The organism is Streptomyces sp. NPDC024555 (assembly GCF_055559335.1).
On record NZ_JBVHKV010000010.1, the window covers coordinates 62,144 to 82,173 of the forward strand.

Annotated in this window: 16 protein-coding genes; 6 read left to right on the forward strand and 10 right to left on the reverse strand. The window is 73.9% G+C overall.

Going from position 1 to position 20,030, the window contains the following annotated elements:
• Nucleotides 1–22: 22 nt before the first annotated feature.
• Nucleotides 23–847: an endonuclease I family protein gene (locus tag ACZ4FH_RS18655; protein ID WP_467305897.1), complete on the reverse strand. Its 825-nt coding sequence runs from the start codon at nt 845–847 to the stop codon at nt 23–25.
• Between the two features lie 240 nt (nt 848–1,087).
• Here ACZ4FH_RS18655 and ACZ4FH_RS18660 point away from each other — a divergent pair, with 240 nt between their 5' ends.
• From ACZ4FH_RS18660 to ACZ4FH_RS18670, 3 genes are all read left to right on the forward strand, one after another.
• Nucleotides 1,088–1,270, forward strand: coding sequence for a hypothetical protein (locus ACZ4FH_RS18660; RefSeq protein ID WP_383634028.1), 183 nt, complete (start codon nt 1,088–1,090; stop codon nt 1,268–1,270).
• Between the two features lie 112 nt (nt 1,271–1,382).
• Nucleotides 1,383–2,540, forward strand: a complete 1,158-nt coding sequence (locus tag ACZ4FH_RS18665; protein WP_467305899.1) for a methyltransferase — start codon at nt 1,383–1,385, stop codon at nt 2,538–2,540.
• Nucleotides 2,541–2,649: 109 nt separating this feature from the next.
• On the forward strand, nt 2,650–3,828 hold the full coding sequence (locus ACZ4FH_RS18670) for an acyl-CoA dehydrogenase family protein (protein WP_467305900.1): 1,179 nt from the start codon (nt 2,650–2,652) through the stop codon (nt 3,826–3,828).
• Between the two features lie 47 nt (nt 3,829–3,875).
• Here the strand turns inward: ACZ4FH_RS18670 and ACZ4FH_RS18675 are convergent, their stop codons facing one another.
• Nucleotides 3,876–4,205 carry a hypothetical protein gene (locus tag ACZ4FH_RS18675; protein ID WP_467305901.1) on the reverse strand — a complete coding sequence of 110 codons (330 nt, stop codon included), beginning with the start codon at nt 4,203–4,205 and terminating at the stop codon, nt 3,876–3,878.
• A 294-nt stretch (nt 4,206–4,499) separates the two neighbouring features.
• On the opposite strand from ACZ4FH_RS18675, the gene ACZ4FH_RS18680 reads away from it, so the two are divergent.
• The 3 genes from ACZ4FH_RS18680 to ACZ4FH_RS18690 are packed head-to-tail and all read left to right on the forward strand — an operon-like array spanning nt 4,500 to nt 9,248.
• Nucleotides 4,500–5,399, forward strand: a complete 900-nt coding sequence (locus ACZ4FH_RS18680) for an oxygenase MpaB family protein (RefSeq protein WP_467305902.1) — start codon at nt 4,500–4,502, stop codon at nt 5,397–5,399.
• Between the two features lie 17 nt (nt 5,400–5,416).
• Nucleotides 5,417–7,642, forward strand: coding sequence for a serine/threonine-protein kinase (locus ACZ4FH_RS18685; protein WP_467305904.1), 2,226 nt, complete (start codon nt 5,417–5,419; stop codon nt 7,640–7,642).
• Between the two features lie 58 nt (nt 7,643–7,700).
• Nucleotides 7,701–9,248, forward strand: coding sequence for a phytoene desaturase family protein (locus tag ACZ4FH_RS18690; RefSeq protein WP_467305905.1), 1,548 nt, complete (start codon nt 7,701–7,703; stop codon nt 9,246–9,248).
• A gap of 14 nt (nt 9,249–9,262) precedes the next feature.
• Here the strand turns inward: ACZ4FH_RS18690 and ACZ4FH_RS18695 are convergent, their stop codons facing one another.
• Genes ACZ4FH_RS18695 through ACZ4FH_RS18730 form a run of 8 tightly spaced genes read right to left on the reverse strand, consistent with a single transcriptional unit; the run spans nt 9,263 to nt 20,020 of the window.
• Nucleotides 9,263–10,237 (reverse strand): acetylxylan esterase, encoded by a 975-nt coding sequence (locus ACZ4FH_RS18695; protein ID WP_467305906.1) that lies wholly within the window; start codon nt 10,235–10,237, stop codon nt 9,263–9,265.
• Nucleotides 10,238–10,241: 4 nt separating this feature from the next.
• The gene (locus ACZ4FH_RS18700; RefSeq protein WP_467305907.1) at nt 10,242–12,656 is read right to left on the reverse strand and encodes a polysaccharide lyase 8 family protein; all 2,415 of its coding nucleotides are present in this window, start codon (nt 12,654–12,656) and stop codon (nt 10,242–10,244) included.
• Between the two features lie 11 nt (nt 12,657–12,667).
• The gene (locus ACZ4FH_RS18705) at nt 12,668–13,819 is read right to left on the reverse strand and encodes an SGNH/GDSL hydrolase family protein (protein ID WP_467305908.1); all 1,152 of its coding nucleotides are present in this window, start codon (nt 13,817–13,819) and stop codon (nt 12,668–12,670) included.
• Nucleotides 13,816–14,895, reverse strand: a complete 1,080-nt coding sequence (locus ACZ4FH_RS18710; RefSeq protein WP_467305909.1) for a DUF1565 domain-containing protein — start codon at nt 14,893–14,895, stop codon at nt 13,816–13,818. The genes ACZ4FH_RS18705 and ACZ4FH_RS18710 overlap by 4 nt, the downstream gene beginning before the upstream one ends.
• On the reverse strand, nt 14,892–15,497 hold the full coding sequence (locus ACZ4FH_RS18715; RefSeq protein WP_467305911.1) for a DUF624 domain-containing protein: 606 nt from the start codon (nt 15,495–15,497) through the stop codon (nt 14,892–14,894). The genes ACZ4FH_RS18710 and ACZ4FH_RS18715 overlap by 4 nt, the downstream gene beginning before the upstream one ends.
• 3 nt (nt 15,498–15,500) lie before the next feature.
• On the reverse strand, nt 15,501–17,477 hold the full coding sequence (locus ACZ4FH_RS18720; RefSeq protein WP_467305912.1) for a hypothetical protein: 1,977 nt from the start codon (nt 17,475–17,477) through the stop codon (nt 15,501–15,503).
• Nucleotides 17,478–17,480: 3 nt separating this feature from the next.
• Nucleotides 17,481–19,268 (reverse strand): heparinase II/III domain-containing protein, encoded by a 1,788-nt coding sequence (locus tag ACZ4FH_RS18725; RefSeq protein WP_467305913.1) that lies wholly within the window; start codon nt 19,266–19,268, stop codon nt 17,481–17,483.
• Nucleotides 19,256–20,020 carry an SDR family NAD(P)-dependent oxidoreductase gene (locus ACZ4FH_RS18730; RefSeq protein WP_467305914.1) on the reverse strand — a complete coding sequence of 255 codons (765 nt, stop codon included), beginning with the start codon at nt 20,018–20,020 and terminating at the stop codon, nt 19,256–19,258. The genes ACZ4FH_RS18725 and ACZ4FH_RS18730 overlap by 13 nt, the downstream gene beginning before the upstream one ends.
• Nucleotides 20,021–20,030 lie beyond the last annotated feature (10 nt).

Genomic DNA, 20,030 nt, shown 5'->3' on the forward strand with positions numbered 1-20,030 from the left:
CCGGCGCCCCGCCCGGCCGGGCTCACCAGATGGCTTCCACCCACTCCGGGTGGTCGATGAACGGGTTGCGGTTGTGCTGGTAGCTCTCGAATATCACGTCGTTGCGGCGCTTCTCGAAGGAGTCCGGCGGGTCCTCCTGGCTCCAGGCCTTCAGCACGGAGAGCCGGCCGATGTGCGGCGAGGAGCCGTTGTTCACGAGCTCGTTCGGTTCGAGGTCGGCGAAGGCGTCGTCGCCGTCGTAGCGGACGGCCATGTAGAGGATCATCCGGGCCACGTCGCCCTTGACCGCGTCGCGCGGTTCGAAGGAGTCGCTGTCCGTGTAGTTGCCGGGTGCGTCGCTCAGCTCGGTGCCGCCGTTGTCGAAGTCCTTGTTGCCGCGCTTGGAATTGACGACCACGTCCGCCGGGCGCAGATGGTGCAGATCCGTGCCGGGGCCGGTGGCGGTGCCGAAGTCGCCGTGGGACTTGGCCCAGACGTGCTCGCGGTTCCACTGGCCGACGCTGCCGCCGTTGTCGTTCTTGGACTGGGAGCGCCCGGTGTACAGCAGGATCACGTTCGACGGGTTGGCCGGGTCCTCGTCGGTGTTCTTGAGCGCGTCCCAGACCTGGCTGTAGCTGACCGTGGACTGGTCGCGGACGATCGTGTGCAGGGCGCTCTTGAGGGCGCTGCCGGTCTTGCCGAGCGCGTCCTGGTAGTAGGTGTCGTCCAGGGCGGAGAGCGGGGTGGCCGCGGCCGGCGCGGACGGCGGTGTCGCGGCCGGGGCGGCGGCCGCGGTCCCGGCGAGCACCGCGAAGGCCGCGAGAGCGGTCAGCAGCGGGCGCCGGGGCGAAAGGTGACGACGGGACATGTGGGGTGTCCTCTCCGGAAAAACGACCACCGCGGCGCCGTCACAGGGTGGGGGACGGTTCCGCGGTGGTCGCGCAGCTGGGTGGTCAGCCGGAGCCTTCCACACGCACCGTGACGCAGGTGTGAACGCTCCGTATCTATCATGTGCAGGTCAAGTGAGGGTGTGGTCCCGGTCCTCCGGCCCTCGGATGCGAGCCCGTCGGGGCGGAGCGAGAATTGGCGCAAGGACGAGGAGGGCGGCATGAGTGACGATCCCGAATCCGTGACCCCGGACGGTCTGCTGCACACCGGTGCCAGCGACCACCCGACGGCGGAGGACGTGGTGCTCGCGTCCGGACGCGACCTGACACCCGGCAATCTGGCCTGGGCGGAACGCCGGCTCGCCGAGGAGGGCCGCGCGGCGATGGACAAGCTGCTGCCGTAGACCGCGTACGGCACCGGACCGCGTCCCGACGGCCGCAGCCGGCCGGGGGCGCGGTCCGCGCGGACCGCACGTGTACGGGCAGGGCTCCGCGCTCGGCTAGCCTGAACGCGCTATGAACCGTTTGACGACGTCAACGGGCGGATACGACCTCGCCCGATTCCCCGAGCACCCGCGCGACCCGTTCCGGGCCTGGGACGCCGCCGACGCCTATCTCCTGCGCCATCTGGAGGGGGAGGGCGAGGGCGGTCCCGTCGACCTGTCCGGCAGCGTGGTGATCGTCGGCGACCGCTGGGGCGCGCTCACCACGGCGCTGGCCGCGCACCGCCCCGTACAGATCGGCGACTCCTACCTGGCCCGGCGGGCCACCACGGCCAATCTGGAGCGCAACGGGACCGATCCCGCGACCGTGCGCCGGCTGTCCGTGCGGGACATCCCGCCGGCCCGCATCGACGTGCTGCTGGTGCGGGTGCCCAAGAGCCTCGCGCTCCTGGAGGACGAACTGCACCGGCTGGCCCCGGCCGTCCACGCCGGGACCGTCGTCGTCGGCACCGGCATGGTGAAGGAGATCCACACCTCCACCCTCGCCCTGTTCGAGCGGATCATCGGCCCCACCCGCACCTCGCTCGCCGTCTCCAAGGCCCGGCTGATCCACTGCACCCCGGACCCCGCGACCGACCCCGGGCCCAGCCCCTGGCCGCTCCGCTACACGCTGCCCGGGGACGCCGGGGCCGTCGCCGGACGCACCGTCGTCAACCATGCCGGGATCTTCTGCGCCGACCGGCTCGACATCGGCACCCGCTTCTTCCTCAAGCACCTCCCGGACCGCACCGGACCCGACCGGGTCGTCGACCTCGGCTGCGGCAACGGGGTCCTCGGCCTGGCCGCCGCGCTCTCCAACCCCGAGGCCACGGTGACCTTCGTGGACGAGTCCTACGGGGCCGTCGCCTCCGCCGAGGCGACCTTCGGGGCCAACACCGGTTCCGACGCGCGGGCCCGCTTCGTCGTCGGAGACGGGCTCACCGACGCCGAGCCCGGCAGCGCCGACCTGGTGCTGAACAATCCGCCCTTCCACTCCCACCAGGCCACCACCGACGCGACGGCCCGCGCGATGTTCGAGGGAGCGCGCACCGCGCTGCGCCCCGGCGGGGAGCTGTGGGTGGTGGGCAACCGCCACCTCGGCTACCACACCCGGCTGCGCCGGATCTTCGGCAACTGCACGACGGTGGCGGGCGATCCGAAGTTCGTCGTGCTGCGGGCCGTCAGACGCTGACCGGGCCGGGGCGCACCCCTCGGCCGTGCCCCTTCCGGATTCTTGCAACACGTTCTACTGTGTGCGCCGCCGCAGACGGTCGACGCGAAGCGAGACTCCTGGAGGGGCCGTGCACCTCGAATACACGCCGGAACAGCAGCGGCTGCGCGCCGAACTGCATACCTACTTCGCCGCCCTGGTCCCCGACAACGCCTACGCCCGCTACGCCGACCCGGCGGCGCAGAAGCGCTTCTACCGCGAGACGATCCGCCGGCTCGGCGCCGACGGCTGGCTCGGCGTCGGCTGGCCCACCGAGTACGGCGGGCGGGGCCTGTCCCCGATGGAACAGTTCATCTTCTTCGACGAGGCGGCCCAGGCGGGCGTCCCCCTGCCCCTGATGGCGCTCAACACCGTCGGCCCGACGATCATGCGGTTCGGCACCGACGAGCAGAAGGCCCGCTTCCTGCCGGGGATCCTCTCCGGCGAGATCGACTTCGCGATCGGCTACAGCGAGCCCGACGCCGGCACCGACCTCGCCGCCCTCAGGACGCGCGCGGTGCGCGAGGGGGACACGTACGTCGTCGACGGGCAGAAGATCTGGACGACCAACGGCGACACCGCGGACTGGGTCTGGCTCGCCGCCCGCACCGACCCGGACGCCCCGCCGCACAAGGGCATCACCATGCTCCTCGTCCCGACCTCCGACCCCGGCTACTCCTGCACCCTGATCAACACCCTCGCCTCGCACGACACCACGGCGAGCTACTACGAGAACATCCGCGTCCCCGTCTCCCACCGCGTCGGCGAGGAGAACCAGGGCTGGCGCCTGATCACCAACCAGCTCAACCACGAACGCGTCACCCTGGCCGCCCACGGCACCATGGCCATCCGCGCCCTGCACAACGTCCGCCGCTGGGCCGCCGAAACCCGCCTCGCCGACGGCCGCCGCGTCATCGACCTCGGCTGGGTCCGCGCCCGACTGGCGCGCACCCACACCCGGCTCGACGCCATGAAACTGCTCAACTGGCAGATGGTCGGCGCCGTCCAGAACCACACCCTCACCCCCCAGGACGCCTCCGCCGTCAAGGTCTACGGCTCCGAGGCCCGCCGCGACGCCTACGCCTGGCTCATGGAGGTCGTCGCCGCGGCCGGCCCCCTCAAGGAGGGCTCCGCCGGCGCCGTCCTGCACGGCGAACTCGAACGCGGCTACCGCTCCGCCGTCATCTTCACCTTCGGCGGCGGCAACAACGAGATCCAGCGGGAGATCATCTCCTGGATCGGACTGGGGATGCCGAGGGTGCGGCGCTGAGCGGACGCGCCGGTGGGACGGGGACCCGCCGGCGCGCCGCACCCCTTCTAGTCGATGCGGTCGACCCAGACGTTGGCCACGTAGGACGCGCCCCACGGGTTGGCGGCGGTGGAGGTCTGGCCGACCGCGGCCCAGTTACCGAGGACGATGCGCTGGGGGAGTCTGGGGTCGAGGGGGTTGAGCACGGCGTGGATGCGGTGCAGGCCGGTGCCGCTGGTGCAGAGGCTGGAGACGGAACCGCTCGTGGACGAGACGGTGCAGTCGCCGGGGGCCGCCTGGGCGGCGGGGGCCAGGGCGAGCGTCATGCCCGCGGCGGCGGCCGCGAAGGCGGCGAGGCCGGCGACGCGGCGCCGGTGGGTGGGGGGCTTCGTGAACATGGGAACTCCTTCGTCCGTTGACGATGCGTAAGAGCGGGAGGCGCATGTACGAGGAGTGCGCGGCCCCCGGGGTGCCGGGGGCGGTGCGCACACCGAAGTGCGACAAGACAGGAGAAGTCGAGTGATGTCCTGCTTGATCGCGAGTCGAATCCTGCCCAGGGGCGGCGCTTCCGGCAAGGGCTTCGGCAGATTTGGTACAGACCAATTGTCGGGGCGCGCGGATCGCACGGACGAGCGAACCTTTAGGGACGAGGCGGGTGCGCCGGTACGCTGCTCGGCGGGAGGGACGAGTACATGACCGACGCCGACCCCGGCCTCTTCGGCCCCTCATCGGTCACCTGGCAGATGCACGGTGACCCGATGATGTGGGTCGCGGGCGTGCGCGCCCTGTACCTCCAGGCGCTCCACCCCCGCGCCGTGCGCGGCGTCATGCAGAACTCCGACTTCCGCAAGGACGCCTGGGGGCGGCTGATGCGGACGGCCGGATTCGTCGGAACCGTCACCTACGGGACCACCGAAGCCGCCGAGAAGGCCGGTGCCCGGGTCCGCAGGATCCACCGCCTGCTGAAGGCCACCGACCCGGCGACCGGGGAGACCTACGGGGTCGACGAACCGGACCTGCTGCTGTGGGTGCACTGCGCCGAGGTCGACTCCTACCTCCGGGTCGAGCGCCGCTCCGGCTTCCTGCTCACCGACGCCCAGGCCGACCGGTACGTCGACGAGCACCGCCACAGCGCCCGCCTCGTCGGACTCGACCCGGCCGGCCTCCCGGCGAGCGTCGCGCAACTGGAGGCCTACTTCGCCCGCGTACGGCCGCGGCTGGCCGGATCGCCGGAGGCCGCGGAGGTCGACGCCTTCCTGAGCCGGCCGCCCGTACACCCGCTGCTCGTCCCCGCGCGCGCCGTGCTCTGGCGGTGGGTCGCCGCCCTCGCCTACCAGTCGCTGCCGCCGTTCGCGCACGAGCTGTACGGCCGCCCGGCGCCGCGCCCCGCGGTGGTCGACCGCAGGCTGCGCGCCACCGGGGCCGTGCTCCGCGCGATCCCCGCCCGGCTGCGCTGGAGACTGCCGCCCGGACATATCGTGAACGCCATGGCGCGGCTCGGACCCGGCAGCCGCCCCACCCCGTACACACGGAAAAGGCAGGCGGCCATACTGGACGGGCCGGGGAGGGCGCAGGGACAGCAGGCGGAGTGACGGGGGCGACAGCGGGGATGGCGGAAACCAGGCTGATCCAGAGCCGGTACCGACTGCTCGATCTGATCGGGCGCGGAGGCATGGGCGAGGTGTGGCGTGCCCGCGACGAGTCGCTCGGCCGCCAGGTCGCCGTCAAATGCCTGAAGCCCATGGGCCCGCAGCACGACCAGGACTTCACCCGGATCCTGCGCGAGCGCTTCCGCCGCGAGGCCCGCGTCGCCGCCGCCCTCCAGCACCGGGGCGTCACCGTCGTCCACGACTTCGGCGAGTACGAGGGCGTGCTCTACCTGGTGATGGAACTGCTCGAAGGCCGCAACCTCAGCCAGCTGCTGGAGGACAACGAACAGCACCCGCTGCCCGTGGACGACGTCGTCGACATCGCGGAGCAGGTCGCCGACGCCCTCGGCTACACCCACCAGCAGGGCATCGTCCACCGCGACCTCAAGCCCGCCAACATCATGCGGCTCACCGACGGCACCGTGAAGATCTGCGACTTCGGCATCGCCCGGCTCGGCCACGACATCTCCGTCACCTCCCGCCTCACCGGCGCCGGCATCGCCATGGGCACCCCGCACTACATGTCGCCGGAGCAGATCAGCGGCGGCCAGGTCGACCACCGCAGCGATCTGTACTCCCTGGGCTGCGTGCTCTACGAGATCGCCACCGGGGCGCCCCCCTTCGACCTCGACGACGCCTGGGGCGTGCTCGTCGGCCACCGCGACACCGCACCCGAGCCGCTGCGCTCCCACCGCTCCGAACTGCCCGGCTTCTTCGACCGGGTGGTCCTGGAACTGCTCGCCAAGACCCCCGAGCAGCGCCCCGCCGACGCCCGCGACCTGCGCCGCCGCATCGCGGTCGGCCGCACCGGCGGCCACCCCCGGCCGGACACCACCGGACGGGTGCTGCTCGCCCCGCCGGTCCCCGTCGCCGATCCCCGGCTGCCCGCCTGGACACAGGGCATGACCACCGGCCACAAGGCGACCGGCACCGCGGCCGTCCCGCCGGAGCGGATCGACCACTCCAACGGACTGACCGGTGCCTGGACCCTCGGCGCCGGAGCCGCCCGCCCGGCCGGCACCGAACGGCCCACCCCGGGGCCCGATCTGCTGTCCACCCTCGCCAACCGCCACAGCGCCGGCCTCAACCTCGGCCGGCTCGGGCACTGGGAGGAGGCCGGAGAGGTCCACCGCGCGGTCGCCGCCGAACGTGCCAGCGCCCTGGGCTCCGAGCACCCCGACACCCTCTCCAGCCGCTACGAGGTCGGGTTCACCCTCAGCCGCACCGGCCGCGCCGCCGAGGCGCTGCGCGAGTTCGGCCAGGTCGCCCAGGGCCGCGAACGCCGGTTCGGCCCCGACCATCCCGAGACCCTGGCGGCCCGTCAGGAGATGGCGTACGTCCTGGGCCAGCTCGGCCGGCACTTCGAGGCCCATCAGCTGTACGCCGCCGTGCTGGCCTCCCGCGAGCGCTCCATGGGCCCGGACCACCCCGACACCCTGCGCTGCCGCCACAATCTGGCGTTCAACCTCAGCAGGCTCGGCCGGCTGGAGGAGTCGTACCGGATGGCCGCCGAGGTGGCCGCGGCGCGCGCCCGGCTGCTCGGCGCCACCCACCCCGACACCCTCGTCACCCGCTACGAGGTCGGCTACACCCTGGGCCGGCTGGAGCGCTGGACGGAGGCGCTGCAGATCTACCGCGAGGTGGTCAGGGACCGGACCCAGGCCCTGGGCGCCGATCACCCCGACACCCTCGCCGCCCGCTACGAGGTCGGCATCAGCCTCGGCCGGCTCGGCCGCAGCGCCGAGGCGCTGGAGCTCTACCGGGGACTCGTCGAGGACCGCACCCGGCTCGGCGGGCCCGACGATCCGGAGACGCTGCGCGCCCGCCACGGACTGGGCGTCAACCTCGGCCGGCTGGCCCGCTGGGAGGAGGCCCTGGCGGAGGCGCGCGAGGTCTGCGCGGTCCGCGAACGCGTCCTGGGCGCCGACCACCCCGACACCCTGGTCAGCCGCCGCGAGGTCGCCGTCGGCCTCGGCTGGCTGGGCCGCTGGGCGGACGCCCTCCTCGCCTACCGCCAGGTCGCCGAGGCCCGCACCCGGATCCTGGGCGCCGACCACCCCGACACCCTCGCCGGCCGCAACGACGAGGCCCACTGCCTGGAACGGCTGGGCCGGGGCCCCGAGGCCGTCGAGCTCTACCGTCAGGTCGCGGCCCTCCGACAGCGCCGCGGCATCCCCTCCGGCTGACCGCGACACCCCGCCGGCGCCCCCTGGTCCGGGCCGCCCGTCCGTGTTACCAAGGGGCATGACCGTACGCGACAGCTATGACGCGGTGATCGTCGGCGGCGGCCACAACGGCCTGGTCGCCGCGGCCTATCTGGCCCGCGCCGGACAGTCCGTCCTCGTCCTCGAACGGCTCGCCACCACCGGTGGCGCGGCCGTCTCCACCCGGCCCTTCGCCGGGCTCGACGCCCGGCTCTCGCGCTACTCCTACCTGGTCTCGCTGCTGCCCGCGACGATCGTCCGCGACCTCGGCCTGGACTTCGCCGTCCGCCGGCGCACCGTCTCCTCGTACACCCCCGCCGTCCGCGGCGGACGGGCCACCGGGCTGCTCGTCGGCGCCGGACGCACCCGGGACTCCTTCGCCGCCCTCACCGGCTCCGACCGGGAGTACGAGGCATGGCGGCGGTTCTACGCGCGCACCGGCCGCGTGGCCGCACGCGTCTTCCCGACGCTCACCGAACCGCTGCCCACCCGCGAGGCGCTGCGCGAACGGATCGGTGACGAGGAGGCCTGGCGCATGCTGTTCGAGGACCCCGTCGGCGCCGCCGTCGAGGAGCACTTCTCCGACGACCTGGTGCGCGGGGTCGTCCTCACCGACGCGCTGATCGGCACCTTCGCCGACGCCCACGACCCCTCGCTCGTCCAGAACCGCTGCTTCCTCTACCACGTGATCGGCGGCGGGACCGGGGACTGGGACGTGCCCGTCGGCGGCATGGGCGCGCTCACCGACGCGCTCGCCGCCACCGCGCTGGCGGCCGGGGCGCACCTGCGCACCGGACACGAGGCCACCCGCCTGGCCACCGACGGGACGCACGCCGAGGTGACCGTGCGCACCGACGACAGGGAGTTCACCGTCGGCGCGCGCCGCGTCCTGGTCAACGCCTCGCCGCAGGCGCTGGCCGCCCTCCTCGGCGAGCAGCCGTCGGCCCCGCCTCCCGAGGGCGCCCAGCTGAAGGTGAACATGCTGCTCACCCGGCTGCCCCGGCTGAAGGACCGCAACGTCGACCCGCACGAGGCGTTCGCCGGGACCTTCCACATCGCGGAGGGCTACGGACAACTGGCCACCGCCCACCGCGAGGCGACGGAGGGCCGGCTGCTCGCCTCCCCGCCCTCCGAGATCTACTGCCACTCGCTGACGGACCCCTCGATCCTCGGCCCGGACCTCGCCGCACGCGGCCACCACACACTGACCCTCTTCGGCCTGCACACCCCGGCCCGGCTCTTCGCCGCCGACAACGAGGGGACCCGCGCCACCCTGCTCGCCGCCACCCTCGCCGAACTCGACGCCCATCTCGACGAGCCGATCGCCGACTGTCTGGCGACGGACGCGGACGGCGCCCCCTGCATCGAGGCGAAGACCCCGCTGGACCTGGAGCGCGAACTCCGGCTGCCCGGCGGCCACATCTTCCACCGGGACCTGGCCTTCCCGTACGCCGCGCCCGGCACCGGCCGCTGGGGCGTGGAGACCGCGCACCCCAACGTCCTGCTCTGCGGCGCGGGCGCGGTGCGCGGCGGCGGGGTCAGCGGGATCCCCGGCCACAACGCCGCGATGGCGGCCCTGGGCCGGTGACCCCGCCGCTCCCGCTACCGGCCGAACACCCCGCGCAGGGCGGCGATCTTGCGCGGCAGGTCGTACTCCGCGCCGCCCTCGTGCCCGTTGTACGGGAAGACCTCGATCCCGGCCGGTCCGGCGTACCGGTGGTAGGCGGCGTAGACCGTGGACGAGGGGCAGATCCGGTCCATCAGCCCGACCGAGAACCAGGCAGGGGCGGTCGCCCGCGCCGCGAAGTTGACCCCGTCGAAGTACGACAGCGTCTCCATCGCCTCGTCGATCCGGAAGCGGTGGCCCGACAGCCAGCGGGCGATCTCCGCGTACGGCCCGGCGTCGGTGATCTGCGAGGCGCGCCGGTAGTGGCAGAGGAACGGCACGTCGGCCACGGCGGCGGCGACGTCGTCGCGCAGCCCCGCCACGGCCAGGGCCAGCCCGCCGCCCTGGCTGCCGCCGAGCACCGCGACCCGTGAGGCGTCCACCGCCGTGTGCGCCTTCGCGGCGTCCACGGCGCGGACCGCGTCCGTGATCAGCCGGCGGTAGTAGTGCCGGCCGGGGTCCTCGATGCCCCGGGTGAGGAATCCGGGGGAGGAGGAGCCGTTGCCCTCGGGGGCGAGGTCCGGGGTGTCGGCGGTGTTCTTGCCGCCGCCGCCCTGGCCCCGGTTGTCCATCACCAGATGGGCGTAGCCGAGCGCGCTCCAGGTGAGCCAGGAGTACGGGATGCCGCGCCCGCCGTTGTAGCCGATGTACTGCACGACCGCGGGGAGCGGTTCCACACGCTGCCGGGGGAGCATCAGCCATGCCTTGACGGGCTGGCCTCCCCAGCCGCGGAAGGTCACGTCGAGCACGTCGACGGTCGTGAGACCCGCCTCGTACGGCACGAACGAGGCGTCCAGCGCGTGCCGGTCCGTCTCGGTCAGCGTCTTGCTCCAGAACGCGTCGAAGTCGGCCGGCTCCTCGGGTTCCGGCCGGTACGCGGTCAGCCGGTCCAGGGGCATGTCGAACAGCAAGGCTCTAGCTCCACTTCAGGGTGAGGGTGAGGGTCGCTCCGCGGCGTCCGGCCGTGTCGGCGGTGATCCGGGTGCCGGTGGCGGTCGGGGCCACGGTGACGCCCGGATCGGCGCGGACCACGCGCAGCCCGCGCCGGGCCAGGTCCAGCACGACCGCCGGCCGCAGCTGGGTGGGGTCGGACAGCGCCACGTGCACCGTCCTCCCGGCCGGCCGGACGAGCACCGAGGCCGGTCCGTCCGAGGCCAGCTCCCGGACGGCGCCGGCCGTCCAGAAGTTCGCGGCGAGCAGGCCGTCCGCGCCGCGGCGCACCGCGTGCACCGCCGTGGAAGCGGCCTCCAGCACCACCGGCGGTGCGGCCGACCAGCGCCGGGTCAGCGCGGCGGACGCCGTCGGGGCCTGGAGCCAGAAGTAGCGGCCCGCGTCGGGCGCGGTGCCGTGGTCCTGCCACAGCGTCAGATACGGGCGGGTGACGGGGGTGTCCGTGCCGTACTTGAGGTTGATCTCGCGCCAGGTCGCGGTCCGCTCCTCGCGCAGCCCGTGCACGGTGGCGGTCTCCGGGAAGACGTAGCCGCCGGTCCCCTCCAGATGCAGCCAGCGGACCCCGTCCAGCCGCTGCGACCAGCCGGTGTCCGCCGGGACCGGGCGGCCGTCGACGGTCAGCGCCGCCGCCGGATCGCGGAGCTTGCGGTTCTCCACCACCGTCTCCGCCCGGCCCTCGCCGGAGGCGATCCCGGAGCCCACGCAGGCGATCACGTCGTCCAGGCAGAACCAGCTCTTGAACCCGTGCAGCGAGCTGCCGAACGCCCGCAGCTCCATTCCGTACGCCCCGAGCGTCGTGCCCGGCAGCGCGGTGCCGCCCGCCCAGTCCGCGGTGCTGGTGGTGCGCTGGCCGGCCGCGTCGGCGGGGCGGCCGGCCAGGACCGTGGTGCCGGGCAGCCGCGTGGGGTCGACGGTGGGCCAGTAGTCCTCGCTGTAGTGGCCGAGGTCGTCGGTGTACAGGAGCACCATGCCGTCGGACAGGTGCCAGCCGTGCAGGTTCTCGTTCTGGATGGACTCGTAGCCGTAGATCCGCGAGGAGTACGCCGAGATCCCCAGCGCGAACGAGGGCCGGTGGTGGGCCGCCTTGTCCATCCCCGGGTGCTGCTTGTGCGCGACCAGCGGGCCGCGCGCGGGCACCGGGGAGGCGAGGAGCCGCTGGGCCGCGACGAGCGAGGCGAGATCGGTGACGCCGAGGAAGTCGCGGTAGGTGTCCTCGGTGATCCACTGCTTGACCAGGGCGGTGAACCGTTCGGCGGTCTCCCCGGGGAATCCGGGGATCAGCCGGATCACCGCCTCGATCACGGTCTGCGCCGAGGCGTGCCCCTGTTTGCTGGGCCGGGCGATCTCGCGCCCGCAGACCGACGCCATCACGTCGCCGCGCACCAGCAGCGGGTCGAAGCCCTCGTCGACCCAGAGCCGGACGTTGTCCAGATCGGGATCGGTCACCGTCCACGCGGTACCGGCGAGCAGGTTCAGCAGCCGGGACAGGGTGTTCAGCAGCTCCTTGCCGTAGCCGCCGTTGTAGGGGTGCTTGTAGTGCTGGAGGAAGGACCCGTCGGAGGAGAAGCCCTCGCCCGTGCCCCCGGCCGCGGCGCTCGCGTCGTTGAAGGCGAGGACGCTGTTGGCGCCGGAACCCTCGACGTCCGAAAGAGCGTCACGGACCCGGGCGAGATCCTCGCCGCTGCCGCGCAGCACCGCGTTCACCGCGACGACGGTGGAGATCCACACCCGGTTGGCGCCGGTCGCGATCTGCCGGTCGGCGCGCCAGAGATTGGGGTCGGGGGTGTAGCTCCGCACGGCCGCGTTGATCCGGGCGAGCCGTTCCTCGCCCAGCGTGTCGTGGAGCAGTACGGCCGCGTCGTTGAGCGCGAGCGCGGAGCCGATCTCCCAGTCCCAGTCGTTGTCGAACCGGGTGTGGTCGGGCCCGTAGCGGTGGTCGAGCATCCAGTCGAGCCCCGCCAGCAGCAGATCGCGCAGCGCCTCGTCGCCGTACTGCGGGGTGCCGGGCACGGCCCAGGCGGTCGCCGTCGTCGCCAGGCGCTTGAACGAGGTGGTGACGTGGTTGGAGAGCACGGTGCTGGTCAGATCGGGGAAGAGCCCGTCGGCCGCGGACGGGTCGAGGCCCTTCGCGGCCGTCGTGGCCGCCCGGCCGATCCGGGCCACGGCCGAGGCGATCCGCGGGTCCGCGAGGTCGAGACCGGGGCCTCCGGTGAGCAGGGTGTGCCAGCGGGTGCGCAGCGCGGCGGCGTCGGCGGCCGGGTCCGCGGCGTGCGCGCTGCCGGCCGCCCCGGTGAGCGGCAGGGCCGCCGCCGCGCCGAGCGCCGCCGCTCCGGCGAGTACGGTGCGGCGGGTGGTGCCCCTGGTGGTGCCTGGGTTCATGGCGCTGCCCCTCACAGAAGGTGTCGTCGGTCGACGGCCGCGGCGAGCGCCGCGTGGCCGGATGGATCGGGGTGCAGCCCGTCCCCGCTGTCGTACGCGGGCAGCAGCCGCTCGGGGCGGTCCGGGTCGCGCAGCGCGGCGTCGAAGTCGGCGACCGCGTCGAAGACCCGGCCGGTCCGTAGGGCCGCGTTGATCCGCTGCCGTACGGTCTCCAGCTCGGGGGTCCAGCGGGTCCAGCCGCCGAACGGGGCGACGGTCGCGCCGACCGCGCGGAGTCCGGCGCCCCGGGCGCGCAGGACGAGCTGCCGGTAGCCGGCCAGGACGAGGGCCGGGTCGGTCTGGCTCGGCGGCTGCTGGAGGTCGTTGACCCCGAGGTGGACCAGGACGGTCCGCAGTCCGGGCCGGGAGAGGACGTCGCGGTCGAAGCGGGCCTGTCCGCCCGGCCCGAACCGGGCGTCGTCCAGCAGGACCCGGTTGCCGCTGATCCCGAGGTTGGCGACGGCCGCCCCGGGCAGCCGCCGGGCCAGCTGGTCGGGCCAGCGCAGATCGGCGTCGTCCGGGGTGCCGACGCCCTCCGCGATGGAGTCGCCGAGCACCGCGACCACGGGGCCGTGCGCACCGGTCACCTCGACGCCCGTCAGCAGGAACACCGAGGTGGTGCGGACCCCGTCGACCTCGTGCGAGGCATGGGTGTTGCGGTGGAACGACAAGGGGCCGGTGGGTCCGGGCAGTTCGGTGCGCACGGTGAGCAGGGAGCCCTCGGCCACCTGCAGGCCGGGGACGGCGTCGCTGGTCAGGGAGGCGCCCGCGGCGATCAGTGCCTGGCGCCGCCCGCCGAAGGTGACGGGCCGTCCGGCCGCGGTGACCGGGCCGATCAGCACGGGGACGGTCCCGAAGGCGTGCCCGTAGCGCAGCCGGACCCGGCCGCCGGCCGAGAGCCGGACCCGGGCGGTGAACACGCCGTCGGTCAGTCCCTCGCTCGCCACGGTGTCGGTGGGGGTCGGGGCGGTCTGCGCGGTCGCCCAGGACGTGGTCCAGCGCGAGCGCGCGGCCCCGCCGCCGGGCGCGTCGGCGGCGCGGGCGGCCGGGACCGAGGCCGCGGCCGCGGCGAGCGAGGCGGCCGCCGTCAGTACCCCGCGTCGCGCGGGTCCCCGTCCGCTCATCGGGGGCACGCACCCGTCGGGTCGTAGGAGCCGCCGTAGGTGCCCACCGCGTCGCCGCCGGTGTTGCCGCTCATCGTGTTGGTGCAGACCGGGCCCTGCGGGGTGCGCATGAACTTGATGCCGCCGCCGGCGTTCCCGGTGATGGTGTTGCCGTAGACGCTGGTGTCGATGCCGTCGGTCTCGGTGTCGCCGCCGAGCCGGACGCCCGCCCCGGTGTTGTCGTGGATCGTGTTGTACCGGAAGATGTTGCCGCTGCCGCGCGCGTCCAGCCCGCCGGAGCTGGGGTCCTTCTGGCCGCTGCAGTCGTTGTACTCGACGTAGTTGTGCGTCGCGTTCTCCTTGATGTCCACGCACTCGTTGCCGTGGGTGGCGATCGTGTTGTGGTGGATGCGGTTGTTCCTGCTGACGTCCGGCGCGGCGTCCGGGGCGCCGTTCGCGCCCTGCTGCTCGGGGGCGGTGCCGAGGTAGATGCCCTCGCCGTTCTTCCCGCCGCCGCCGAACCGGAAGTCGGCGACCCCGCAGTCGGTGATGGTGTTGTCCGAGATCTCGGCGCCGGTCACCAGATAGCGCACCCGCAGGCACTCGTCGGCGGCGTTCCGCAGCGTCATCCCGGTGATCCGCAGGGCGTTCACCCCGTTCCCGGGAGTCGTGCTCATGACATATATGAGTTTGAGGCGGTACCCGGACACGTCGGTGGACGCGCCGTGCAGCCCGTCCACGGTGAAGCCGCTCAGGGTCGTCGCGTCGTGCCGCACCTGGATGATCCGGGCGTCACCCGCCCCCTTCACCACGGCGTTCGCCGGACCGGTGATCGTGACCCCGGCCCGTACGGTCACGACGTCCTGCCTGTACGTGCCCGCCGCGAGGTTCACCACCGCGCCCGCCGGGGCCAGATCGACCGCCTTCTGGATCGTGGCGAACGGCGCGCCCGCCGACGTACCGGAGTTGGCGTCGCTGCCGCCCGGTGCCACGTAGTACGCGGTGGCCGATGCGGCGGCCGAGGCCGGCGGGGGGAAGGCGAGCGGGGCGCCGGCGGCGAGCGCGGCGACGAGGACGGTGCGCAGTGCGTGGCTCATGGGGTGTACCTCCTGGGATCGGCGAAGGACAGAGCGAGCAGTACGGGAACGCTCGGGCCCAGCAGCAGCGGCCCGAGCGGGACGACGAGGGAGAGGAGCACGGCGGAGACCACCGCGCCGAGCAGCGCGGTGCCCCGGGCGGCCGAGCCGAAGCCGAGGGCCAGCGCGCCCCGGGTCCAGCCGCCCACCGAGCCCTCCGGCGCCCGGCCGGCCTCGGCCGCCAGCGCCACGTGATGGATGACCAGCACGGCCGCGATGCCTGCCTGGGCGGCGAGCAGCGGAAAGGTCCACGGCTCCGGACGGCCCAGCAGATGGACGATGTTGGCGGCCAGGACGGCACCGGCCGCCGTCGAGGCGAGCCCGTGCCGCCACAGCGCGCGCCAGTAGCGGGGGAAGGCCGCGAAGGTGCGGACGAAACAACGGCTGTCCCCCTCGGCCCGCCACCGCTGGAGCCCGTACGCCATCGCGGCGAGCGCGGGCAGCCAGGTCACCACGCCCAGCGCCAGCACCGTGAACGCCGCCCCGGCCGCCGCGGGGTAGGCCACGAACTCCAGCCGCCGCAGCAGCAGCGCGGGCCGTCCGGAGGTGAGGGATGCCGCCATGGGTCAGCCGACCTTTCCTGTGTACGGTTCCGCCGTGTCGAGGAGTACCGCGCCGTCGCGCTCCAGCCGGGTCGCCGCCACCACGTACGGGGCGCCGCCGTCGAGCAGGACGGCGGCCGCGTCGGCGTTCACGCGGCCGGTCCGGATCCGCCGGGCGACGGGGGAGAGCAGCACGGTCTCCGCACCGGTGCTCACGCCCTCGCCCTCGGCGCACACCACCCGCACGGCGTCCGGATCCGTTCCCGGTACCAGCGCCGTGAGGAAGCTGCCGGTCCGTGCGCGTTCCGTGGTCGCGCGCAGGGTGTACAGGGTGCGGGTCAGCCGCAGTCCGGGGGTGCTGGACGTCGGGTTGGCCTCCACCTCGGTGGCTTCACCGGTGATCCGCGCACCGGCCGGCACGAACTGCCGCAGCCGGGCCGTGGCCGCGCCCGAGCGGATCAGCCGTGCGCCGTCCGCCTCCGCCTCGGCGGGCCGGTCGGTCTGGAGCAGGAACGTCCACTCCCGGGGGGCGTCCGCCTCCGCCAGATCCAGCAGCACCAGGCATCCCGACGGGGTGAACACCAGGGTCCGGTCCAGTCTGCGCACCCCCAGCGCCGGGTCGTACATCGCGGCGATCTCGGCCGTGGAGTGCGCCCAGCCGCAGTCGGCGGACAGGAGCACATCGCGCTGGCGGGCCTGCCGCTCGAAGGGGATGTCCCGGTACACGTGGTACCGGTCCTCGTCCGCGTACCCCTGGCCGTCCACCAGCAGCAGATTGTGGTGCGCGGCCCGCTTGCGGTTGCTGTACCCCTCGTCCACGGCCAGGAAGGCACCCTGCGACACATAGACGAAGGAACCCGAATCGGGGTGGTGGTGACCCTGGTTGAGGGTGTCCCAGCCCTTCTCCGCACGGTGCTTCCGTGACGTCTCCCACGCCCGGTGACCGCCGCCGGGGCTGGCCTTGAACGACACCAGCGTGGCGTCGTCGTCCCAGCCCGTGCGCGCGGCCAGCAGCCCCAGGTCCGGGAAGAACGCCCGGGTCTCGGTGGGCCGGGCGGCCGGAACCGACGGGTCGTACCAGAGGTATTCGAGGTACGCCTCCGGCAGGATGCCCGGCCGCACCCCGCTCTCGGCCGCCTCCCGCTCCAGCAGCGGGCCCGAGGCCAGATCGCCCATCCACTGGGCCTCCGGAAGGCCGTACTGGGCGGCGAGCCGGTAGTACAGCCCCGCGCTGTGGCCGCTGCGACGGTCGTGGCAGTCGCCGTGGTCGACGTTGAACGCGAAGCCCGGCGCGGTCTGGTGCAGCCGGTAGCGGAAGGTACGGGACATGAACCCGCCCCGGTCCCACCAGTCGACGCCCTCCGCCTCCTGGAGCAGGTCCAGATGGGCGGCGAGGAACGGCACCCCGTACCGCCAGTAGACGACGCCCTCGGCGTGCGAGCCGTCCTCGGGCATCAGGTCCAGAACGGTGCCCAGATTGTCCTTGGCCCGCTCGGTCCACTCCTCCTTGCCGAGGACGTAGCCGGCCGTCGCCAGACCCGCGTAACAGATCCAGTTGTGGTTCTGCCAGTACGACGACGACCACCAGCCGCCCTCGCTCGCCACCGCGAACTCGTACATCCGCCGCCCCTGGAGCAGCAGTTTGTACCGCAGCAGCGCGGCCACGTCCTCCGGCAGGTCCTCGCCCAGCCAGTGCAGCGCCAGGGAGAGGTGGTGCAGCAGCCAGCCGGCGTCCAGGTCGTGGTCCGGCATATGGGCCCGGCCCCAGTGCGGCAGCCGCGCCGCCGCCTCGATCCAGCGGACGCTCTCCGCCAGATGGGCCGGATCGCCGAAGACCCGGTGGGCCAGCGCCGGATTGGAGGCGGCCGGACCCAGCCAGGTGATGCTCGCCAGGGGGTGCGAGCCGGGCGGGGTCAGCCCGCGCAGCCGGCCGGCCTCCTCGTGGAGCCGTCGTTCCCGCGCGGGACGCGGGCCGGGCGGCGGGGTCGCCGAGAGCAGCAACAGTCAGTCCTCCGGGACGAAGTGTGCGGTCGAGCCGTCGGCCAGCCGGACCGTCAGCCCGGTGCCGTCGGCCGTCACCCCGGTCACGGCGGGCCCGGCCGACGCGGCCTGGTACACCGAGGCGAAGGTGACGCGGTCCGTGTCGGCGGTGAGGTCCACCCGGGTCCGGGTGCGCTGCGGATCGTCGGCCGTGCCCGGACCCGGACGGCTCACCGGACGCACCGCCGCACCGGCCAGGGCGGTGTGCCAGCCGTGCAGGGTCTCGTCGCCGTACCAGGTCGTCCGGGCCGCACCCCCCGACTGCGCCGCCACGTCCAGGGCCGTGCCCGGCCGCAGCTGCGCGGTGATCCGGCGCGGCGCGTCGGCCGTCACGGTCAGCAGGTCCACCAGATAGCCCTCGCCCGCCACGATCCGGCGGACCCCGCGCACCCCCGCGTACGCCTCCGTCACCTCGGCGGTGACGGACCGTTCGTCCGCGGCCAGCAGCCGGCCCGCGCACTCGGCCTGCTCCAGACCGTCCACCCGGAACGCGGGATGGGCGTCCGTCGAGGCGTACAGATCACGGAACTCGGCGTGCGCGTACGGCACCTGACCCGGGTCGGGCTGCCAGGGCGTCGTGTCGCCGTAGAGACAGAGCGACAATTTGTCCCGGTGGCCGTGCGATCCGCCGTGCGGGCCGAAGTCCAGCAGGGCGTGGATGCCCGCGACCCGCAGCACGGCGTAGCCCGCGACCGCGAACAGGGTGAGCGGACCCGGCGCCGGGCGCTTCGGCAGCGGAGGGCCGGCGAACCAGCCACCCAGCTTCCGGTCCAGACCGTCGTCCGCGCCGCCCAGCTCGGCCCGTGCCCGCCCGGCCACCGCGTCCAGCGCCCGGGACGGCACCAACTGCTGGGCCAGAGCCACGAGTTCCAGCCACTCCAGGGCGAGCGGCGCCCGCAGGTACGGGCCGTCGTGCAGGGCGGGCAGGATGCCGCCCGGCGTGGCGATCGCCGCCAGCGCGTCCGTCATCCCGGCCAGCACCCCCGCCACATCCGCGGGCAGCTCCGCCGGATCCGTGCCGCGCAGCGCCAGCAGCGCCGCCCGCAGGACGAACCCGTGGTAGTAGGTGCTGCCCTCCCACTCCCAGCCGTCCTCGGCGACCGCGACCCGCAGATGCGCGTACAGACCGCTGTCGCCCTCCAGCCACTCCTTGCGCCCGTCCCACTCCCGGCCCTGCACCGCGGCGGCGGCGCGCCCGGTGGCGGCGCCCGCGGCGTTCAGCCAGGCCGTGTAGTTGGAGGCGAGCTGCCCCTGGCCGGTCAGGACCGCACGGGCGTCGAGCGCGGCCCGCTCCAGCGAGTCGAGCAGCGGCAGCACCTGCTGCAGGTCCCCGGTGCCCTCCTCGGCGAGCGTCAGGACGGTGTGCCCGATGTTCACCGCCCAGATCGCGTCGGTCAGCGCCTGGTGGAAGAGCCGGCCGCGCAGCATCCAGCCCTGCGCCTCGCCGTGCCGCTCCACCGCCAGCTCCTCGTACAGCGCGGTGTACTCCACCAGCCGGGCCACCGCCTCGGCCCGCTCGCCCCGGTGGGCGAGCACCCGCAGATGCCGCGCCCACGCCTGGTGCGAGAGCACCAGCCAGGCGCCGCGCACCGCCTCGTCGTCGACCCGGCAGCCGTACGCGCACCGCGCACCGCCCGCGGGGAACTCCCCGGCGAGCAGATCTCCGTGGTCCAGCTCCACCCCGTGCGCGGGGCAGACGTACGCGTGCCACCAGCCGCCGCGCTCCCGCGCGATCCGCCTCAGCGCGGCCATACGCCACCGTCGATGTCGAGGGTGATCCCGGTGAGGAAGCCGGAGGCGGGCGAGGCCAGGTGCACGACGGCCGAGGCGACGTCCTCGGGCGTCCCGGCCCGGCCCACCGGGATGCCGGCCTCCATGGCGAGCTGTGCCTCGGGGGCGGTGAAGGTGTCGTGGAAGGCGGTGCCCTTGATGAAGCCGGGGGCCACGGTGTTGACCGTGATGCCGGTGCCGCCCAGCTCCTTGGCCAGGCCCTTGGTGAAACCGCGGACCCCGGCCTTGGCTGCGGCGTACGCGACCGAACCGGGCCCGCCGCCGTTGTGCGCGGCCAGCGACGACATGGTGACGACGCGCCCGGCGGCGGACTCCTTGAGGTGCGGCAGCGCCGCCCGCACGGTGCGGAACGTCGAGGTGAGGTTGGTGTCGACGACCCGGCCGAAGTGCTCGTCGGACATCTCGGCGATCGTCGTCCGGGCGATCAGATGGCCGGCGTTGCAGACGAGGACGTCCAGTCCGCCGAGGAAGCCGGCGGCCTCCTCGACCATGCGGTCGACCTCGGCGGTCACGGTCGCATCGGCCCGGAAGGCCTTGGCACGGCGGCCCAGGGCCTCGATCGCGGAGACCGTGTGCGCGGCCTCGTCGGCGGAGGAGTGGTAGTGGACGGCGACATCGGCGCCGGCCTCGGCGAGGGCGACGGCGACGGCGCGGCCGATGCCGTGTCCGGCGCCCGTCACCAGGGCGCGGGAGCCGTTCAGATCAGCGGACATGGGGGGTAAC

Coding starts and splice junctions, on each gene's coding strand:
- ACZ4FH_RS18655 (WP_467305897.1), bottom strand. CDS start 847: ATGTCCCGTCGTCACCTTTCGCCCCGGCGCCCGCTGCTGACCGCTCTC.
- ACZ4FH_RS18660 (WP_383634028.1), top strand. CDS start 1,088: ATGAGTGACGATCCCGAATCCGTGACCCCGGACGGTCTGCTGCACACC.
- ACZ4FH_RS18665 (WP_467305899.1), top strand. CDS start 1,383: ATGAACCGTTTGACGACGTCAACGGGCGGATACGACCTCGCCCGATTC.
- ACZ4FH_RS18675 (WP_467305901.1), bottom strand. CDS start 4,205: ATGTTCACGAAGCCCCCCACCCACCGGCGCCGCGTCGCCGGCCTCGCC.
- ACZ4FH_RS18680 (WP_467305902.1), top strand. CDS start 4,500: ATGACCGACGCCGACCCCGGCCTCTTCGGCCCCTCATCGGTCACCTGG.
- ACZ4FH_RS18685 (WP_467305904.1), top strand. CDS start 5,417: ATGGCGGAAACCAGGCTGATCCAGAGCCGGTACCGACTGCTCGATCTG.
- ACZ4FH_RS18690 (WP_467305905.1), top strand. CDS start 7,701: ATGACCGTACGCGACAGCTATGACGCGGTGATCGTCGGCGGCGGCCAC.
- ACZ4FH_RS18700 (WP_467305907.1), bottom strand. CDS start 12,656: ATGAACCCAGGCACCACCAGGGGCACCACCCGCCGCACCGTACTCGCC.
- ACZ4FH_RS18705 (WP_467305908.1), bottom strand. CDS start 13,819: ATGAGCGGACGGGGACCCGCGCGACGCGGGGTACTGACGGCGGCCGCC.
- ACZ4FH_RS18710 (WP_467305909.1), bottom strand. CDS start 14,895: ATGAGCCACGCACTGCGCACCGTCCTCGTCGCCGCGCTCGCCGCCGGC.
- ACZ4FH_RS18715 (WP_467305911.1), bottom strand. CDS start 15,497: ATGGCGGCATCCCTCACCTCCGGACGGCCCGCGCTGCTGCTGCGGCGG.
- ACZ4FH_RS18725 (WP_467305913.1), bottom strand. CDS start 19,268: ATGGCCGCGCTGAGGCGGATCGCGCGGGAGCGCGGCGGCTGGTGGCAC.
- ACZ4FH_RS18730 (WP_467305914.1), bottom strand. CDS start 20,020: ATGTCCGCTGATCTGAACGGCTCCCGCGCCCTGGTGACGGGCGCCGGA.